Origin of the sequence: Streptomyces sp. NPDC004111 (assembly GCF_042874215.1) — a bacterium.
Lineage (GTDB): Bacteria > Actinomycetota > Actinomycetes > Streptomycetales > Streptomycetaceae > Streptomyces.
Genome location: NZ_JBIAMU010000001.1, coordinates 209546 through 225973, shown reverse-complemented (window position 1 = coordinate 225973; position 16428 = coordinate 209546). Strand labels below are relative to the sequence as shown.

Genomic DNA, 16428 nt, shown 5'->3' with positions numbered 1-16428 from the left:
GCGAGGTGGCCCCGACCTGAAACCACTGCCGATGTCAGCGCCGGGTGATAGGAAGCCGGGATGACCCAGACACCTTCGTTCCAGGACCTGTTGGCCCTCATCCAGGACCGCTCCGCCGCACTGCGCAGCAGCGTCGAGAGCTCTCCCGATCTGGAAGTCCGCGTTCCCAGCTGCCCCGACTGGTCGCTCCGCGACCTGGTCGAGCACCTCACCGAGGTGCAACGGTTCTGGGCGGCTGCGGTCCTCGCCGGTCCCAGCGAGAAGCCCCCGATCGTGGCACCGGCCGATGACACGCTGTCGGCCGACCTGCTGGCCCGTTCGACCGCAGCCACCCAGGAGCTGATCGCCGCCCTGCGAGCCGCGGGTTCCACGGTCAACTGCTGGACGTGGTGGGGCAGCTCCGACGTTCCGATGACCAGTGGTGCCGTGGCGCGTCATCAGGTCCAGGAGGCCGCCGTCCACGCCTTCGACGCCCAGCTGGCAGCCGGAACTCCGCAGGAGCTACCGGCGGTTGTCGCACTCGACGGCATCGCCGAGTTCGTCGGTGTCAGTCACGGCACCGCCGGCCCCTGGCCGCACGAGCCTGCCCGGATCGGCCTGCACGCCGCCGAGGGCGAGTCATGGGTGCTCGACGTGACGAAGTCGGGTGCGCACCTCGTCGAAGGCCACCATGAGACAGACGCCGGCCTCCACGGATCCGCGAGCGACCTGTTGCTCGCGCTGCACGGCCGTATCCCCTGGGACGGCCTGCGGAGCGAGGGCGACCGCGCCATCCTGGAGAACCTGCTGAACTGGCCCAATCTGGACTGACGTTGCAGCCGAAGAAGGCCGCTGCGGGGCGGACGGACCGCTTCCCGTCAAGACCGGTCGCCGGTCCGCGGTGCCGGTCCGCGGTGCCGGTCCGTGCGCGCCGGACAGCCTGTTGGAGGCACGCTGTCCGGGCCCGCGAAGGGCTGTCCGGGCCCGCGAAAGGCCGAGGGCGAAGGGCAAAGACGGGCGGTCCGTACATGGCCCCGGTGGCAGGTGGTAGACGAGCGGAGAGCGTCGCGGGTACGGGTGTTCGGCCAGGGAGTCGCTGCCGCGCCCGGCCGCGGGGCCGTCGAGCCGCCGAACCACGGAAACGGAGCACTCCATGCGGGAAGCCACCCAGACCGAAGTACGCCGTGCCTTCGACAGTGGGCTGCCGGGGCTGCGGCCCCCGCGGTCCGTCATCGTCGTCGGCGCCGGCCTCGCCGGACTGGCCGTCGCCCACGAACTCGCCGCCCGTGACTGCGAGGTGACGGTCCTGGAGGCGTCCGACCGGCCCGGCGGGCGCGCGTACACGCTGCGGGCGCCGTTCGCCGACGGCCTGCACGCCGAGGCCGGCGCCATGACGCTGACCCCGCACTGCCACTACGCCATGCACTATCTGCGCGAACTCGGTGTCGAGACGGACACCGCCGACCTCTTCGGCACCACGTTCTCCTACTTCGCCCGGGGCCGCTTCTTCACCCCCGACCCGGACGCCGTCGCCGGAGCCGGGCTCGACCTGCACCCGCACGAGAAGGACCTCGGCGTCACCGGCATGATCGAGCGCTACGTCTCCGCCGTCGCCGAGAGCCTCCAGCCCGACCTGAGCGCTCCCGACTGGGCGGTCACCCACGGTCTCGCCCCCTACGACCACCTCTCCGTGCACGAGGTGCTCACCCAACGGGGCGCCTCCCAGGCGGCAATCGACCTCATGGAGCCGCTCTTCCTGGAAATGCGCGGCGGCGACCTGAAGGCGGCGTCCGCGCTGTCCTGGCTGCGCCACGAGGCGAGCCCGCACTCGCTGGGCAACGCCGACCCCCGCTGGGCCAAGGTGAAGGACGGCACCGACCGCTTCCCGCAGGCCTTCGCCGAGCGGCTCAAGAGCCGTATCCACTACCGCCGCCCGGTGGTGCGCGTCGAACAGGACACGGAGCGGGCCCGGGTCACCTTCCTCGACCACGGCCGCCTGCGGACCCTGGAGGCCGAACGCGTCGTCGTCACCGTCCCGTTCAGCGCGATACGGCACATCGACTTCACCGACGCGGGCCTCTCCGACGCCAAGCACGACGTGATGCGCCGGGTGAAGTACGCCTCGATCGTCCGTGTCTACCTCCAGATGCGCCGCCAGTTCTGGCCGCAGCACAACGCCAGCTTCTCCACCGACCTGCCCATACGGTGGATACGCGACGCCACCCCCCAGCTCCCGGGCCCCCGCAAGATCCTGGAGTGCCTGATGACGGGATGGCGGGCCCGAGCGGTGTCGGTCATGACCGAGGAGGAGCGCCTCGGCTTCGTACTGACAGAGGTCGAACGGATGCTGCCGGGCGCCCGCGACCACTTCGAGACCGGTACGTCCGTCTGCTGGGACCAGCGCCCCTACGCCGAGGGCGCGTACATCCTGCCCGAGCGCGGGCACAGCGCCCTGATGCCGGTGATCCGCAGGCCCGAGGGGCGGGTCCACTTCGCCGGTGACCACGCCGGGTTCGAGCCCAACGGCGGCTCGATGACGTTCGCCCTGGAGTCCGCGGCCCGCACCCTGCTGGAACTCGGCGAGGCGGCCGACGCGTCCTGAGCCCGCGCCGCCGGGGCCCGAGCCCGCGCCGCCGGGGCCGGGAGCCCGCGCCGCCGGGGCCGGGAGCCCGCGCCGCCGGGGCCGGGCAGTCAGCCGAGCAGTCGGCGCAGCACCCCGGCCCCGTCGGTGGTCAGTACCGACTCCGGGCGGAACTGCACGCCCCGTACGGCCTGTTCGTGCAGCGCGACCAACTCGCGCCGCTGCGGACCCGAGACGATGGTGTGGGCGTTGCGGAAGGCGGCGGTGACCGGCCGTCCGAAGAACTCCACCTCCCGCGCCAGTCCGGTGCCGCCGGACCTGGCCACGACCCGGATGTCCGGCACGGCGGCCAGGGCCAGCAGCTGGAAGCCGAGGCCCACCCCGGCCACCGGCGGCCCGCCCGGCGCCCGGTCCCTGACCAGGAGCGCCGCGGTGCGACGCAGCGCCGCCATCCGCGCGCACCCGGGGTCGTCGGGGCGGCCGGGCCCGGACGCGATCAGTACGGGCCCCGGGTGCCGGAGCAGGGTGCCCGGCGCGCCCGGGGCGTCGTGGCGGATCACCTCGGCGGGGCCGTGCACGGCGGTCACCAGGTGCAGCAGGGAGGCCAGTTCGCCCGGGGCGCCGCCGTCCGGGCCGACCGCCAGCGGGGAGTCCGGTCCGTCCCGGACGCCGTCGCCCGGGTCGACCACCAGCACGGTGGGGCCGCCCGCGGACTGCCCGGGGGTGCCCTCGGTCCAGAACGACGACAGCGCCGCGTGCCGCCGGGCCAGCGCCTCCCGTACGGCGCTGTCGAGGTCGGGGTCCGGGGGAACGGGGAGGGGCGGTGTGCGCGCCTGCCCGGCGGTCGGCGGTGGCGCCGTGAGGGCGGTCAGCACGGCCTGTGCCTTGGTCCTCGTCTCGGCCGCCTCGGCCTGCGGCGACGACCGGCCGCCCACGGTCGCCCCCACCGACAGCCGCGCCTCGCCCCGGTGGTCCACGACCAGGGTCCGGATCACCGCCGCCGAGTCCAGCTCCTCCGCTCCCGTTCCGTCGCGGCCGATCAGCGCGAGGAGACCGCCGTAGTAGCCGCGTCCGGTCGACTCGTATCCGTGGATGGCCCCGCACGCCTCCGCGAACGGGCTGCCCACCACCGTCGACGCCAGCAGGCCCCGTGCGAGGGTCTCCCGTGCTCCGGCCGCCGCGGGTCCGCTGATCCGGCACTGTGTGTGCAGCAGATGGGCCATCCCGCGCAGGAACGGCCCCTCGACCCGCACCCCGGGCCCGGCCAGCCCGCACAGCACCGCCAGCTCCGCGTCCACCGTGGTCGCCAGCTCCTCCGTCTCCTTGCGGTCGGCGAGGAAGGTGAGCAGGCCCTCGGTCTGCGGCCCTTCCGCCGGCCGCCGGTACGTGCCGCACAGCGGATTCATCACCACCCGGCCGCCCTCGACGCCCACATGCCCCTGCGGGGTCGCGCCCACCAGGGTGAGCGGCCGTGGGCCCCCCGTGTGCACGACGAAGGTCCAGTACGCGCCCGACTCCGCGCTCAGCAGTCGCCGGAACAGTTCCACGGCCACCGCAGGCCGGAATCCCGGCAGCCGCGCGGACCAGTCCCGGCGCAGCAGGACGTTCAGTCCGCCCCGGGCCGCGTCCGACGCGACGAACCGCCGTACCAGGTCCTCGTACTGGGCGTCGCTCGTCGTGAAGCCCGCGTCGCGCCACCGCACCGGCGGCGCCCCGGCGGGGGGCGGTCCGGTGAAGACGTCCTCGGCCAGGACATGGTGCTCGCGCACCCGCAGCACCCGCACCGGAGTCCCGTCGTCGTGGCACGGCAGCCCCTGTTCGGCCAGGTGCCGGAAGGGCAGCAGGGCCAGCAGCCCCGGCCCCGGCGCGCGGTCCGGCGAAGCCGCTTCGTCCAGCGACCCAACGGTCTCCAGCTCCCCGAACAGGAGCTCCACCGGGGCCCGTTCACGCGGGCCGGGGCCGGGGCGCTGCCTGTGCAGCAGCGCGAAGGGCGGCACATCAGCCCCGTACAGCCGCTCCAGCACGTCCGCGTCCGTCGTCGCCCTCATCGACCGCACTCCCTTCCGGTCGGCCGCGCGGCGGGGGCCCGCCCGGGGCAATGGGTTTGCGTACGGCTCGTGACTTCGGTCCGACGGGAGGCCTTATGACTTCGGCCGGACGGGGCGGCTCATGACTTCGCCCCCACGGGCAACACGTAGCCCCGTCGGGAGGCCGCTCGCCGCCTCCCGCGCGCACCCCCGCCAGCCGACCGAGTACCCGTGAGGTGTCATGCGAATCGCGATCAGCGGAGCCGGACCCGGCGGCCTTTACACGGCCGCCCTCGTCAAACGGCTGAAGCCGGGAAGCGAGATCGACGTGTGGGAGGTGAACGCCCCCGACGAGACCTTCGGTTTCGGCGTCGTCTTCTCGGAGGGGGCGCTCGGCGGCATCGAGGCGGCCGACCCCGCGCTGTTCGCAGCGCTCGGCGCCCAATGCGCCCACTGGTCGAGGATCGACGTCCACCACCGGGGCCACACCTCGCGCAACGGCGGCTACCGCTTCTCGGCGATCGGCCGCCGCGCCCTGCTCGCCCTGCTGCGCGAGCGCTGCGCCGACCTCGGCGTCACCGTCCGCCACGGCACCCGTGCGCCCGAGGCGGACGAGCTGGCCCGGACGTACGACCTGGTGGTGGCGGCCGACGGCGTCAACTCCGCGACCCGCGAGGCCCGTCGGGAGGAGTTCGGCACGCAGAGCACCCGACGCGGTTCCCGTTACCTGTGGCTCGGCACCGAACGGGTCTTCACCGCCCTGACCTTCGCCGTCGCCGAGACGGAGCACGGCACGCTGCACGCCCACGCCTATCCCTACGCACCCGGTCTCAGCACCTTCATCGCCGAGGTCGACGACCGGGTGTGGGAGGCGGCCGGGTTCACCGAGGGCGACGCCGACGCGCCGGACGCCTCGGGGAGGAGCGACACCGACCGGCTCGCCGACCATTTCGCCGACGTCCTGGAGGGGCACGGGCTGCGCACCAACCGGTCGCGCTGGGGCCGCTTCGTCTCCGTCCGCAACCGGCGCTGGAGCCATGGCCGTATCGCCCTCCTCGGCGACAGCGCGCACACCACCCACTTCTCCGTCGGCTCGGGCACCCGGCTCGCCATGGAGGACGGGCTGGCGCTCGCCCTGGCCCTGGACGACCACGGGACGGTTCCCGAAGCGCTCGCCGCCTACGAGGCCGCGCGCCTGCCGGAGGTCGAGGCCATGCAGCGCACCGCGCGCACGAGCCAGGAGTGGTTCGAGGAACTGGAGCGGTACGGGGATCTCGCACCGGAGGAGTTCAACGCCCACCTGATCACCCGCAGCGGCCGGCTCACCCGCGACGACCTGGCGTCCTGGTCCCCGGAGCGCGTCGAGCGGGTACGGGACCGCTTCGCACGCGCCGACCGCAGCCCGCGCGGGGCCGCCGTCCGCTGAACCGGCGGCCCCGCCCGCCCCGGCGGGGAGCGTCATGAGGGGGAGGCGCGGCGTTCGGCCATGGACCGGCCACCCACGAACCAATGGTCCGGCGGCGTCTCCTCCACGATCACCCGGACTGCCTCGGCCGGTGTGCCGAGCGTCTCGTGCGCGGCGGCCGTGAGCGCCTCGGCGAGCGCGGCCACCTCCTGCGGGGACCTGCCCTCCAGCACGGTGACGCGGATGAGGGGCATCTCCGACTCCTTCCGTCTGCGCTCTTGTCGCGGTTCTGGGGCTGAGTTCCGCTGCGGTCCGCGGGCGGATTTCCGGAGCGGTCCCGGGACGACCTCGCGTCGCGGTGCGGAGCGTGGTGTCAGGACGACGTCTGCCCGCGGGCGGTCCGCAGGTCGGCGGCGAGGCTGCGGCCCGTGTGCGAGTCCTTCGCCCCGGCCAGTTCGGCGGGCGTGCCCTCGAACACCACCCGGCCGCCCTGGCTGCCCGCCTCCGGGCCCAGGTCCACCACCCAGTCGGCGTGCTTGACGACATCGAGGTCGTGCTCGATCACCAGCACCGTGTTGCCGCCGTCCACCAGCCGGTCGAACAGGCCCAGCAGCCGGCGCGTGTCGCTCATGTGCAGCCCCGTGGTCGGCTCGTCGAAGACGTAGACGGTGCCGGTCTCCTTCAGACGGTGCGCCAGCTTGAGCCGCTGCCGCTCGCCGCCGGAGAGCGTGGACAACGGCTGGCCCAGGGTGAGGTAGCCGAGTCCGACCTCGGTGAGGAGGGCCAGCCTGCTCCGTACGGGCGCGTCGTCGAAGAAGTCCGAAGCCTCCTCGGCGGTCATGGCGAGGACGTCGACGACCGTCCGGCCGCGCACGGTGTGGCGCAGCGCCTCGTCGTTGAACCGGTGCCCGTCGCAGCGTTCGCACACCGTGGTCACCGGGTCCATGAAGGCGAGGTCGGTCTCGATGACGCCCTTGCCGCCGCACTCCGGACAGGCGCCCTCGGAGTTGAAGCTGAACAGCCCCGGCTTCTCGCCCGAGGCACTCGCGAACCGCTGCCGCAGCCGGTCCATGATGTCGGTGTACGTCGCCGGGTTGGACCGCGAGGAGATGCCCACCGACGACTGGTCGATGACCACCGCCTCGGGGTGCTGTGCGACGAACGCCTGCGATACGAGAGTGCTCTTGCCGGAACCCGCCACGCCGGTCACCGCGGTGAGCACCCCGGTGGGGAAGCCGACCGTGACGTCCCGCAGATTGTGCAGCTTCGCCGCCCGGACGGTCAGCTCGCCGGTGGGGGAGCGGACCGTCTCCTTCAGCCCGGTGACGCTCCGCAGCTGCTTCCCGGTGACGGTGCGGGAGCGGCGCAGCCCCGCCGGGGTGCCCTCGAACGTGACCTCGCCGCCGTCGCGTCCGGCGCCGGGGCCCATGTCGACGACGTGGTCGGCGATCGCGATGACGTCCCGGTCGTGCTCCACGACCAGCACGGTGTTCCCCTTGTCGCGCAGGGCGAGCAGGATGTCGTTCAGCCGTTGTACGTCGCGGGGGTGCAGGCCGACGCTGGGCTCGTCGAAGATGTACGTCAGCCCGGTCAGGCTGCTGCCCAGGTGGCGCACCATTTTGAGCCGTTGGGCCTCGCCGCCGGACAGGGTCCTGGTCTGCCGTCCGAGGCTCAGATAGCCGAGCCCGACCGACCGGACGCGCTCCAGTGCGGCCCGCGCGGCCGTCACGGCCGGCTTGACGGAGGGTGCGTCGATCCGGGCGAGCCGTTCGATCAGGTCGGTGATCTCCATGGCCGAGAAGTCCGCGATGTTGTCGCCGTCGATGCGCGAGGCGAGGGCGGCCTCGTTCAGCCGGCCGCCGTGGCAGACGTCGCAGGGGCCCTGGGTCACCACCCGCTCGATCTCCGCGCGCTCCTTGCTCTTCGCGTTGTCGAGGCCGGGGGTGATGTAGCGGCGGGTGAAGCGCTCGACGATGCCCTCGTACTCGTTCTTGTAGACGCCGTTGCGGCCTGCCCGGTCGACGGTGAACCCCTTGCCGTGCAGCAGCAGTTCGCGGTCCTTCGCGGAGAATTCGCGCACCGGCCTGTCGGGGTCGAAGAGCCCGGACTCGCCGTACAGCTGCCACTGGAAGGTGCCGACCGCGAACGACGGGAAGCGGATGGCGCCTTCGTTGAGGCTCTTGTCCTCGTCGAGCAGCTTGCTCAGTTCCAGGCGGACCGTCGTACCGAGGCCCTGGCACTCCTCGCACATGCCGCGCGGGTCGTTGGGCGAGTACATGTGGGAGGGGCCCGCGCTGGGCGTGCCCGCGCGGGAGAACAGCACCCGCAGTGCGGGCAGGATCTCGGTCATCGTGCCGACCGTGGAGCGGGCGTTGCCGCCGACCGGCCGCTGGTCGACGACGATCGCCGTGGAGAGGTTCTCCATCACCTCCGCGTCCGGCCTCTCGTGCTTGGGCATCCGGTTGCGGACGAAGGCCGGCAGGGTCTCGTTGAGCTGCCGCTGCGACTCGATCGCCAGCGTGTCGAAGACCACCGAGGACTTTCCCGACCCGGAGACCCCGGTGAAGACGGTCAGCTTCCCCTTGGGGATGCGCAGGTCGATGCCCTTGAGATTGTTCTGCCGGGCCTCGCCCAGCACGATGAAGTCCTCGTCGTGGTTCTTCCGGTGAGCCGCCATGTCAGCACCTTCCGCATGTGGACGGGTGGTTTCCCAGGGGAAACCATTCCATGTCCTCCTCTGCTACCCCGTGACCGCGTACGCCTGCGCACCGCGCGGACTGGCCGCGCCGAGCACCAGTCCGTCCCCGGTGAGACCGGTGGCGCACACCTTGCTGAGCGAGTAGTCGGCCACCAGGTCCACCTTGTGTCCCCGCTGCCGCAGCGCCTCGACCTCCGCCGCGGGCCAGCCGCCCTCCAGGACCACCGTCCCCGGGCGGAACCTGCGCGGGGCGAAGGAGGTGGGCACGTGGTCGGTGTGGAAGGTGCGCGCCTCGATCGCCGCCTGCGGGCCCATCCCGTGCTCCGTGTGGTGCAGGAAGAAGCTCAGCGTCCACTGGTCCTGCTGGTCGCCGCCCGGGGTCCCGAACGCCAGGTACGGGCGGCCGTCCCGCAGGACCAGGGTCGGACTGAGCGTGGTCCGCGGGCGCTTGCCCGGCGCCACCGTGTTCGGGTGGCCGGGGGTGAGGGTGGCCATCTGCCCCCGGGTGCCCAGCGGGAAGCCGAGCCCCGGCACCACCGGGGAGCTCTTCAGCCAGCCGCCGCTGGGCGTGGCGACCACCATGTTGCCCGCCGTGTCGGTGGCGCTGACGCAGCACGTGTCGCCGGTCGCCGCGGTCAGCTTCATGATCGCCGGGATGCCCTGTTCCAGCTCGCCCAGCCAGGCCGGGTCCGCCGGCGCGACGCTCTCGTCGTGCAGCGGCGGCAGCAGCGGCTCGCGCCCGCCGGGCCGCCCCGGGCGCAGCTCCCGCGAGGCCCGCGCGCCGAGCAGCGCCCGCCGCGCGGCGGTGTACGCCGGGTCCAGCAGGGCGTCGACCGGCACATCCGCGTGCTCCGGGTCGCCGTACCAGGCCTCACGGTCGGCGAAGGCGAGCTTGGCGGCCTCGACCAGCGTGTGGACGTACTCCGCGCTGTGCGCGGGCGCGGCGGAGAGGTCGGCGTCGGCCAGCAGGGCGAGCTGCTGGAGGAAGACCGGTCCCTGCGACCAGGGACCCGCCTTGTGCACGGTGAGGGACCGGTGGTCCAGGCTCAGGGTCCGCTCCACGGACGGCCGCCACGCCGCGAGGTCCGCGCCGGTGAGCAGGCCGCTGTTGCGGCGGCCGGTGGAGTCCATCTCCTCGGCCTTCGCGAGATAGGTGTCGATCGCCTCCGCCACGAACCCGCCGTAGAACGCCTCCGTCGCGGCGTCGATCTGGGACTCCCGGTCCCTGCCTGCCGCCTTGGCCTCGGCGACCAGCCGCCGGAAGGTGCGCGCCAGCGCCGGGTTGGTGACCCGCTCCCCGGCACGCGGGGCCGCCCCGTTGCGCAGATAGGTGCGGCCCGACTCCGGCCAGGTGTCGCGGAACAGCTCCGTGAGCGCGCCGATCATGGCGGCGCACTTGGGCAGCACCGGGTAGCCGCCCTCCGCGTAGCCGATGGCCGGCTCCAGCACGTCCTCCAGCGGCAGGGTGCCGTACTCCTGCAGCAGCCGGAGCCAGGCGCCGACGGCGCCGGGGACGACGGCGGGCAGCAGTCCGGAACCGGGGACGACGGCCAGCCCCCGTTCGGTGAAGGCCTCCACGGTCGCCGCCGCGGGCATCGGGCCCTGCCCGCAGACGACGTCGACCGAGCCGCTCCCGGAGCGGTGGGCGAGGATCGGCACGTCGCCGCCCGGCCCGTTGAGATGCGGTTCCACCACCTGGATGACGAAGGCGGCGGCGGTCGCCGCGTCGAAGGCGTTGCCGCCGCGGTTCAGCATGGACATGCCCGCCGTGGAGGCCAGCCAGTGGGTGGAGGCGACGGCGCCGCGGGTGCCGTGCAGTTCTGGTCGGAAGAGCACCGGGGAGATCCTTTCTGGTCTGCGGTCGTGCCGCGCGGGGGTACGGCGGCTCAGGGGCGTCCGGGGGGTGTCATCCGGCCGGACGCGGTGGCGGTGACCCGGCCGTGGACGGTGGCGGCGTGGGCCCGGCCCCCGGCGAGGTCGACGGTGCAGGAGAGGGTGGCGGGGCGGCCCAGGCCCGTGCCCTGGCGGACCTGGTAGCGGTGTCGGCCTCCGGTGCCGGGCAGCGCCTTCTCCCGGCCGAGCCAGACGCCCAGCCCCAGCGCGGCGGAGGCGCAGGCGGGATCCTCGGGCATGCCGTAGCCGGGGGCGAACACCCGGACGTCGGCGGTGCGGCTCGCGGGGTCCCAGGCGAGGAGCACCGCGTCCGCGCAGTCCGCCCAGACCGGGTCCGTCAGGTCGGCCGCCGCGCGGGCCAGGGCCCCGGCGCTCACCGGCAGGATGTGGAACGCCGGTCCGAAGCCCGTCAGGTGCGGGGTGCCGGTCAGGTCGGTGTCCGTCAGACCGCAGGCCGCCAGCAGCGGGGCGGGGTCCCATTCCGGGTGCAGGAGCGGCTCGCCCGCGACGGACGCGGTGGAGCCGTCGGCCCCCGCGATCACGGTGAGCTGCCGTCCGCCGCACTCCTGCACGGCCTCTCCGGCGGCCAGCCGTCCGGCGCGCACCAGCGTGCTGGCCGTGCCGACCGCGCTGTGGCCGCCGTAGGGCGACTCGCCGGCCGGTGTCATCACCCGTACTCCGTACGTCGATCCCGGCAGGCCGGGCGGCACCACGAAGGCCGTCTCGGTCAGGGCGGTCTCCCGGGCGACGGCGAGCATGTCCGCCGTCGAGAGCCCGGCCGCGTCGGGGACCACCCCGAGGGCACAGCCGTGGTAGGGGGTGTCGGTGAACATGTCGACGATCTCGTACGCGATCAACGTTCCTCTCCTTGTCCGTGGGGGCCCGTGCCCGCTCCGCCGCCCGGCGGTGCCGTCACGGGTCCGGCCGGTGGCGACGCCTTTCGCGCGGGGGCGAGCACTTCCTCCGCCACCGCCTCCAGCACGCGCACATCCCCCTGGTACGGGAAGGAGGCCCGCGGCCAGTGCACCACCAGGTCGGTGATGCCCAGTTCGCCGAAGCGGCCCACCGCGTCCCGGTAGGACTCGACGGAGTCGAGCACCCCGCCGACCAGGGCACCGGTCAGCAGCAGCCGGTTCAGCGTGGCCGGGTCCCGGCCCGTCGCCCCGCACGCCGTGTCCAGCCGGTCCAGCTGCCGGGCGATGTCGGGCAGCGCCTTCTCGTAGGGCAGGGCGTCGAAGCGGCCCGGGGGACCGGCGGTGACCCAGGTGTCCGCCCGCCGGGCCGCGAGCCGCATACCGCGCGGGCCGGTCGCGGCGACGGCGAACGGCACCCGGGGCCGCGTCAGGCATCCGGGGTTCACCGGCACGTCGTCGAAGGCGTAGTACTCACCCGCGTACGAGGTGCTCCGTTGGCTCAGCAGCCGGTCCAGCGCCTCGACGAACTCGGCGAACCGGTCGGCGCGTTGGTGCGGGGTCCGCTCGGTGGGGTCCACCACCCGGTCGTCCAGGCCGCCCGCCCCGGCGCCCAGGCCGCAGACGAAGCGGCCCCCGGCGACGTCCTCCAGCGACATCACCTCCTTGGCCAGCGCCACCGGGTGGCGGTAGGTGGGTGTGGCGACCATCGTGCCCAGCGTGATCCGCGAGGTGACGGCCGCCGCGGCGGCCAGGGTGGGGACGCAGGAGAACCAGGGTTCGTCCCGCAGCCACCGCCACATCAACTGGTCGTAGGTCCAGGCGTGGTCGAAGCCCAGGCGCTCGGCCAGGACCCACTGTTCGCGCGCCCGCGACCAGCGCCGCTCGGGCAGGATCACCACTCCGTGCCGCACGCGTACTCCTCCTTCGCTCGTCGTTCCTCCGTCGTGCCGTGCTGCGTCGTGCCGTGCTGCGTCGTGGCCGGCGCCGTCCGGTCAGGGCGTGCTGTGGTGCAGCACCCGCGGCCTGAGCTGCCCGGCGGCGGTGTCGATCCGGCCCAGGACGGTCGCGAAGCCCTCCTCGTAGCCCCGGCGCACCTCCTCGCCGCGCAGTTCCTCGGGGAAGGCGGCGTCCTCCTGCGGAGTGAGGCCGGGATAGAGGCCGTTGGCCGCCACGTCCTGGGTGATCGCGCGCAGCCGGGACCGCAACTGGCCGACCAGTTCCGTCGCGTCGACCGGCGCCCGCAGGGTCAGGAAGTAGTGGTCGTAGATGAGCGCCTGGGTCTCGGGGCGGGTCGGTGTGATCTCCGCGGCCGACTCCTGGAGCAGCGACCGGCCGCCCGGCACCAGCTTGGCCGCCACCCCCGCGTGCACGGTGTGGTACATCCGCACCGCCTTCTTCAGCCGTTCGGCCTCCGGTGTCCCCTCCCACTCGGTCTTCTTCCCCCGCAGCAGCGAGCGAACGGGTACGAAGTCGGGTGCCCAGGTGCCGCTGAAGCCGCGGTGCTGGAGGTACATGCTCGGCCGGATGACGGCGGTGTAGACGTCGGCGGGGCAGGAGCTGGTGTACAGCAGCATCGCGGTGTAGGCGTCGGTGAGGTCCGTCATCGCCCGCAGGGAGGGCGCGGGATCGGTGCGGGAGCGGGCCTGGTGCAGGGCGTGCGCCGTCAACTGCCAGATGGCGAAGGTCGCCTGGTGGCCGGTGATCCAGCGGAACCAGAACAGCTGGTGGGAGATCTCCTCGGCGGCGAGGGCCGGTCCGGTCCGCGGGCCCCGAACGCCGAGGTCCGGGGGGCAGGGGTCGGCGGGCCGCACGTCGGATATCGCGGTCTCGGTCCCCGGCGTCGGCGGCTCGGGCAGGGTCAGCGGCTCCAGGCCGTACGGGAAGTCCCCGAAGTCCCAGTCGTCGGGCACCGGCAGTTCGGTGACGGTGCGGTGGACGCGCGTGCTCATCGGTCTCCTCCTGGTGGTGCGTAGGTGAACTCGAACTCCAGGCCGTTGACGTCCAGGACGTAGCAGCTCTGGACGCCGTCCGCGTCGACGACGATGTCGGTGGGCGTCTCGTCGCCGGCGAAGGCGAAGCGGCCGGACTCGTACAGCCGCAGCCAGCGCTCGCGCCAGGCCCGCAGTTCCTGGGGGGAGCCGGTGGCCAGGCAGATGTGCTGGAACTGGCGGGTGTTGGCGCCGGGGACGGCGTCGTCGTGCCCGGTGCGTTCGAAGAGGTGGAAGCGCAGACCGGCCACCGTCACCTCGGTCAGCCGGGTGATGCCGGGCAGGCGGCTCAGCGTCAGGTCGCAGAAGGTGTCCAGCGTCCAGTTGCTCCGGCAGCCGAAGAACTCCTCGTACCAGGCTGTGCAGTTGTCGAGGTCGTCCGTCTGCACTCCCACATGGTGCAGTTCCGGCACGAGGTCGAGGTTCGTCGGTCGCTCCTTCGTGGTCCCGGTGTGCGGCAAGGTACTGCGCTCCTCTCGGTGCGGTCACGGCGGAAGGGGTCGCGCGGTGCGTTCTTTTCTCTTTCAGGCAGGCGATTTCCCGTAAATCTCGTCCACTAACCGGCGGAAATAAGTGGAAGAAGTGAATCCGTGGATTTTCCGGAATTTTTTCCGTCCGGGTACCGAATTTCCTCCTCACGGGGAACACTGGAGTCATGACACAAAATCAATGGAGCGCGGTGGACGGCTACTTGGACGCGGTTCTCGGTGACGAGGACCCCGCACTGGCCGCCGCCGCCCAGGCTCACATCGGATTCGACCTCCCCGATATCGGGGTCTCCCGTTCGCAGGGAAAGCTGCTGCATCTGCTGGCCCTCGTCCAGCGTGCCGAGCGCATTCTGGAGATAGGCACCTTCGGCGGGTACAGCTCCATCTGGCTCGCCCGCGCGCTGCCGCCCGGCGGACGGCTGGTCACCGTCGAGTGGGAGCGCTCGTTCGCCGAGACCGCCGCCGGGCACCTGGCGCGGGCCGGCGTCGCCGACCGTGTCGAGCAGAAGGTGGGACGGGCGCTGGACATCCTGCCCGACCTCGCGAAGACCGCGGAGCAGCCCTTCGACCTGGTCTTCATCGACGCCAACAAGCCCGACACCCCCGAGTACTTCGACTGGGCACTCGCACTCTCCCGGCCCGGCAGCGTGATCGTCGTCGACAACGTGGTGCTCGGCGGTGCGGTCGCCGACGCCGACAACCCGGACGGCGGCGTCCGCGGAATGCGGCGCTTCCACGAGAAGGTGGCCGCGGAGCCCCGGGTGAGCGCCACCACGATCCAGACCGTGGGCGCCAAGGGCTACGACGGCTTCACCCTGGCCGTGGTCCTGCCCGCCCCCGACACCCGGTCCCAGATGCCCGACCTGCCCTGACGCCCGGCAGGAGGCCGGCCCTCCGGGGGCGGCGGCACGGACACCCGCCGCCCCCGTCGCCGGGCCGTCCGCCGCTCATGCCTGGTCGGGCCCGATCAGGTCCGGCGCCGTCCAGCCGTCCAGGTCGTACTCCGCCATGCACTCCTCGGCGAAGCCCCGGTAGCCGTCGACCAGGCCGGACGCCGTCTGCGCCATCAGGAGCTCGATCCGCACGTTCTCGTGGTTGCCCGAGTAGTTGCGCTCGTACAGCTCGTGGCGGCCCGCGAACTCGGTGCCCACCGAGTCCCAGATCAGCTTCATCAGCTTGACCCGCTCCACCGAGTCGTAGCCGCCGGACCCCCGCATGTACCGGTCCAGATGCGGCCGCAGTTCGGGGTTCCTGAAGTCCTTGGCGTGCGAATTCAAGTAGATGAGACCGCTGCTGAGGTCCTGGAGAATGATCTCGCGGACCCGCGGATATCCGATCGTCATGAACCAGCGGTACGCCATTCCGTAATCCAGGTTCGGCAGCAGTCCGCCGTCGTGCCAGCCGTTCGGATTGTGCGCCATCGCGTCGCTGAGACCCCAGAACATGTTCCGCCAGGCGAGCACCTCGCCCACCCGGGTCTGAATTCCCCGGAAATCCTTCGTCCCGGTCACGTCCAGCCCCTTCAGGAGCAGACCGGCCAGGAAGTCGAGTTTCACCGCGAGCCGGGTCACCCCGTGGAAGGTGAGCCGGTGCGTGAACCCGGACGTGTTCAGGAAGGTGCCGGCCTTGGCGGTGTCGCCGTAGATGAAGACGTTCTCCCAGGGGATCTTCACCTTGTCGAGGATGAAGACGGTGTCGTTCTCGTCGAGGCGGCTCGACAGCGGGTAGTCGAACGGGCTGCCCATCCGGTTCGCGGCCAGCTCGTACGACTGACGGCAGATCAGCTTCACCCCCGGCGCGTCCATCGGCAGGGTGGCGACGAGCGCGAACTCCTTCTTCTTCACCGGCAGTCCGTAGTGCGCCACGAAGTTGAAGTGGGTCAGCGCCGACCCCGTGGCCACCACCTTCGCGCCGCTGACCACCAGGCCGTCGTCGCACTCCTTCTCGACGTGCACGAACACGTCGCCGACCTCGTCCGGCGCCCGGTTGCGGTCCACCGGCGGGTTGATCACCGCGTGGTTCCAGAACAGCACCCGCTCCTGGGCCTCCGCGTACCAGCGGCGGGCGTTGTCCGCGAACTCCCCGTAGTAGTCCGGGTTCGCGCCCAGCGTGACCAGGAAGCTCGCCTTGTAGTCCGGGCTGCGGCCCATCCAGCCGTACGTCATCCGGGCCCACCGGGCGATCGCGTCCCGGTCGCCGACCATGTCCTCCACACTGCGCGGCACCCGGAAGAACTTGTGCGTCCAGCCGTCGCTGCCGGTGTCCGTCGGCGCGGTCAGCGTGTCGTGGTGCTCCGGGTCGTGCAGAGCGTCGTACAGCCGCGCGGTCATCCGGGCCGTGTTGCGGAACGCCGGGTGCTTGGTGACGTCGTCGACCCGCTCCCCGTACGCCCATATCTCCCGGCCGTCGCGGATGCTCTCCAGGTACTCGTCGCCGGTCATCGGGCGCGTCGTGC

Annotated in this window: 13 protein-coding genes; 4 read left to right on the top strand and 9 right to left on the bottom strand. The window is 72.6% G+C overall.

All coding sequences use genetic code 11. The features are described 5' to 3' along the window. Positions 1-60: 60 nt before the first annotated feature. Positions 61-810 carry a maleylpyruvate isomerase family mycothiol-dependent enzyme gene (locus ACFYVL_RS01005; RefSeq protein ID WP_389240396.1) on the top strand — a complete coding sequence of 250 codons (750 nt, stop codon included), beginning with the start codon at positions 61-63 and terminating at the stop codon, positions 808-810. A 322-nt stretch (positions 811-1132) separates the two neighbouring features. Beyond that, the gene (locus ACFYVL_RS01000; protein WP_389240394.1) at positions 1133-2581 is read left to right on the top strand and encodes a flavin monoamine oxidase family protein; all 1449 of its coding nucleotides are present in this window, start codon (positions 1133-1135) and stop codon (positions 2579-2581) included. An 89-nt stretch (positions 2582-2670) separates the two neighbouring features. Here ACFYVL_RS01000 and ACFYVL_RS00995 read toward each other — a convergent pair whose 3' ends face one another. After that, positions 2671-4608 (bottom strand): chorismate-binding protein, encoded by a 1938-nt coding sequence (locus tag ACFYVL_RS00995; protein ID WP_389240392.1) that lies wholly within the window; start codon positions 4606-4608, stop codon positions 2671-2673. 220 nt (positions 4609-4828) lie between these two features. On the opposite strand from ACFYVL_RS00995, the gene ACFYVL_RS00990 reads away from it, so the two are divergent. Continuing rightward, positions 4829-6013, top strand: a complete 1185-nt coding sequence (locus ACFYVL_RS00990; RefSeq protein WP_389240390.1) for an FAD-dependent monooxygenase — start codon at positions 4829-4831, stop codon at positions 6011-6013. 32 nt (positions 6014-6045) lie between these two features. Here ACFYVL_RS00990 and ACFYVL_RS00985 read toward each other — a convergent pair whose 3' ends face one another. From ACFYVL_RS00985 to ACFYVL_RS00955, 7 genes are all read right to left on the bottom strand, one after another. After that, complete coding sequence (locus ACFYVL_RS00985; protein WP_389240389.1) at positions 6046-6246, bottom strand: 2-hydroxymuconate tautomerase; 201 nt, start codon at positions 6244-6246, stop codon at positions 6046-6048. 119 nt (positions 6247-6365) lie between these two features. Further along, complete coding sequence (locus ACFYVL_RS00980; protein WP_389240387.1) at positions 6366-8669, bottom strand: ATP-binding cassette domain-containing protein; 2304 nt, start codon at positions 8667-8669, stop codon at positions 6366-6368. A gap of 63 nt (positions 8670-8732) precedes the next feature. Then, entirely contained in the window at positions 8733-10526 is a 1794-nt protein-coding gene (locus ACFYVL_RS00975; protein WP_389240385.1) for a gamma-glutamyltransferase family protein, read from the bottom strand. Between the two features lie 50 nt (positions 10527-10576). Continuing rightward, positions 10577-11440, bottom strand: coding sequence for a PhzF family phenazine biosynthesis protein (locus ACFYVL_RS00970; protein WP_389240383.1), 864 nt, complete (start codon positions 11438-11440; stop codon positions 10577-10579). After that, a complete protein-coding gene (locus ACFYVL_RS00965; protein WP_389240381.1) occupies positions 11437-12408 on the bottom strand; it encodes an LLM class flavin-dependent oxidoreductase in 972 nt (323 codons plus the stop codon). The genes ACFYVL_RS00970 and ACFYVL_RS00965 overlap by 4 nt, the downstream gene beginning before the upstream one ends. 81 nt (positions 12409-12489) lie before the next feature. After that, entirely contained in the window at positions 12490-13446 is a 957-nt protein-coding gene (locus ACFYVL_RS00960) for a hypothetical protein (protein ID WP_389240380.1), read from the bottom strand. Then, complete coding sequence (locus ACFYVL_RS00955; protein WP_389240378.1) at positions 13443-13946, bottom strand: VOC family protein; 504 nt, start codon at positions 13944-13946, stop codon at positions 13443-13445. Before ACFYVL_RS00955 ends, ACFYVL_RS00960 begins: the two co-directional genes overlap by 4 nt. A 194-nt stretch (positions 13947-14140) precedes the next feature. Here ACFYVL_RS00955 and ACFYVL_RS00950 point away from each other — a divergent pair, with 194 nt between their 5' ends. After that, a complete protein-coding gene (locus tag ACFYVL_RS00950) occupies positions 14141-14845 on the top strand; it encodes an O-methyltransferase (RefSeq protein WP_389240376.1) in 705 nt (234 codons plus the stop codon). Positions 14846-14920: 75 nt separating this feature from the next. On the opposite strand, the gene ACFYVL_RS00945 is transcribed toward ACFYVL_RS00950, so the two are convergent. Continuing rightward, positions 14921-16414: a 4-hydroxyphenylacetate 3-hydroxylase family protein gene (locus ACFYVL_RS00945; RefSeq protein WP_389241290.1), complete on the bottom strand. Its 1494-nt coding sequence runs from the start codon at positions 16412-16414 to the stop codon at positions 14921-14923. Positions 16415-16428 lie beyond the last annotated feature (14 nt).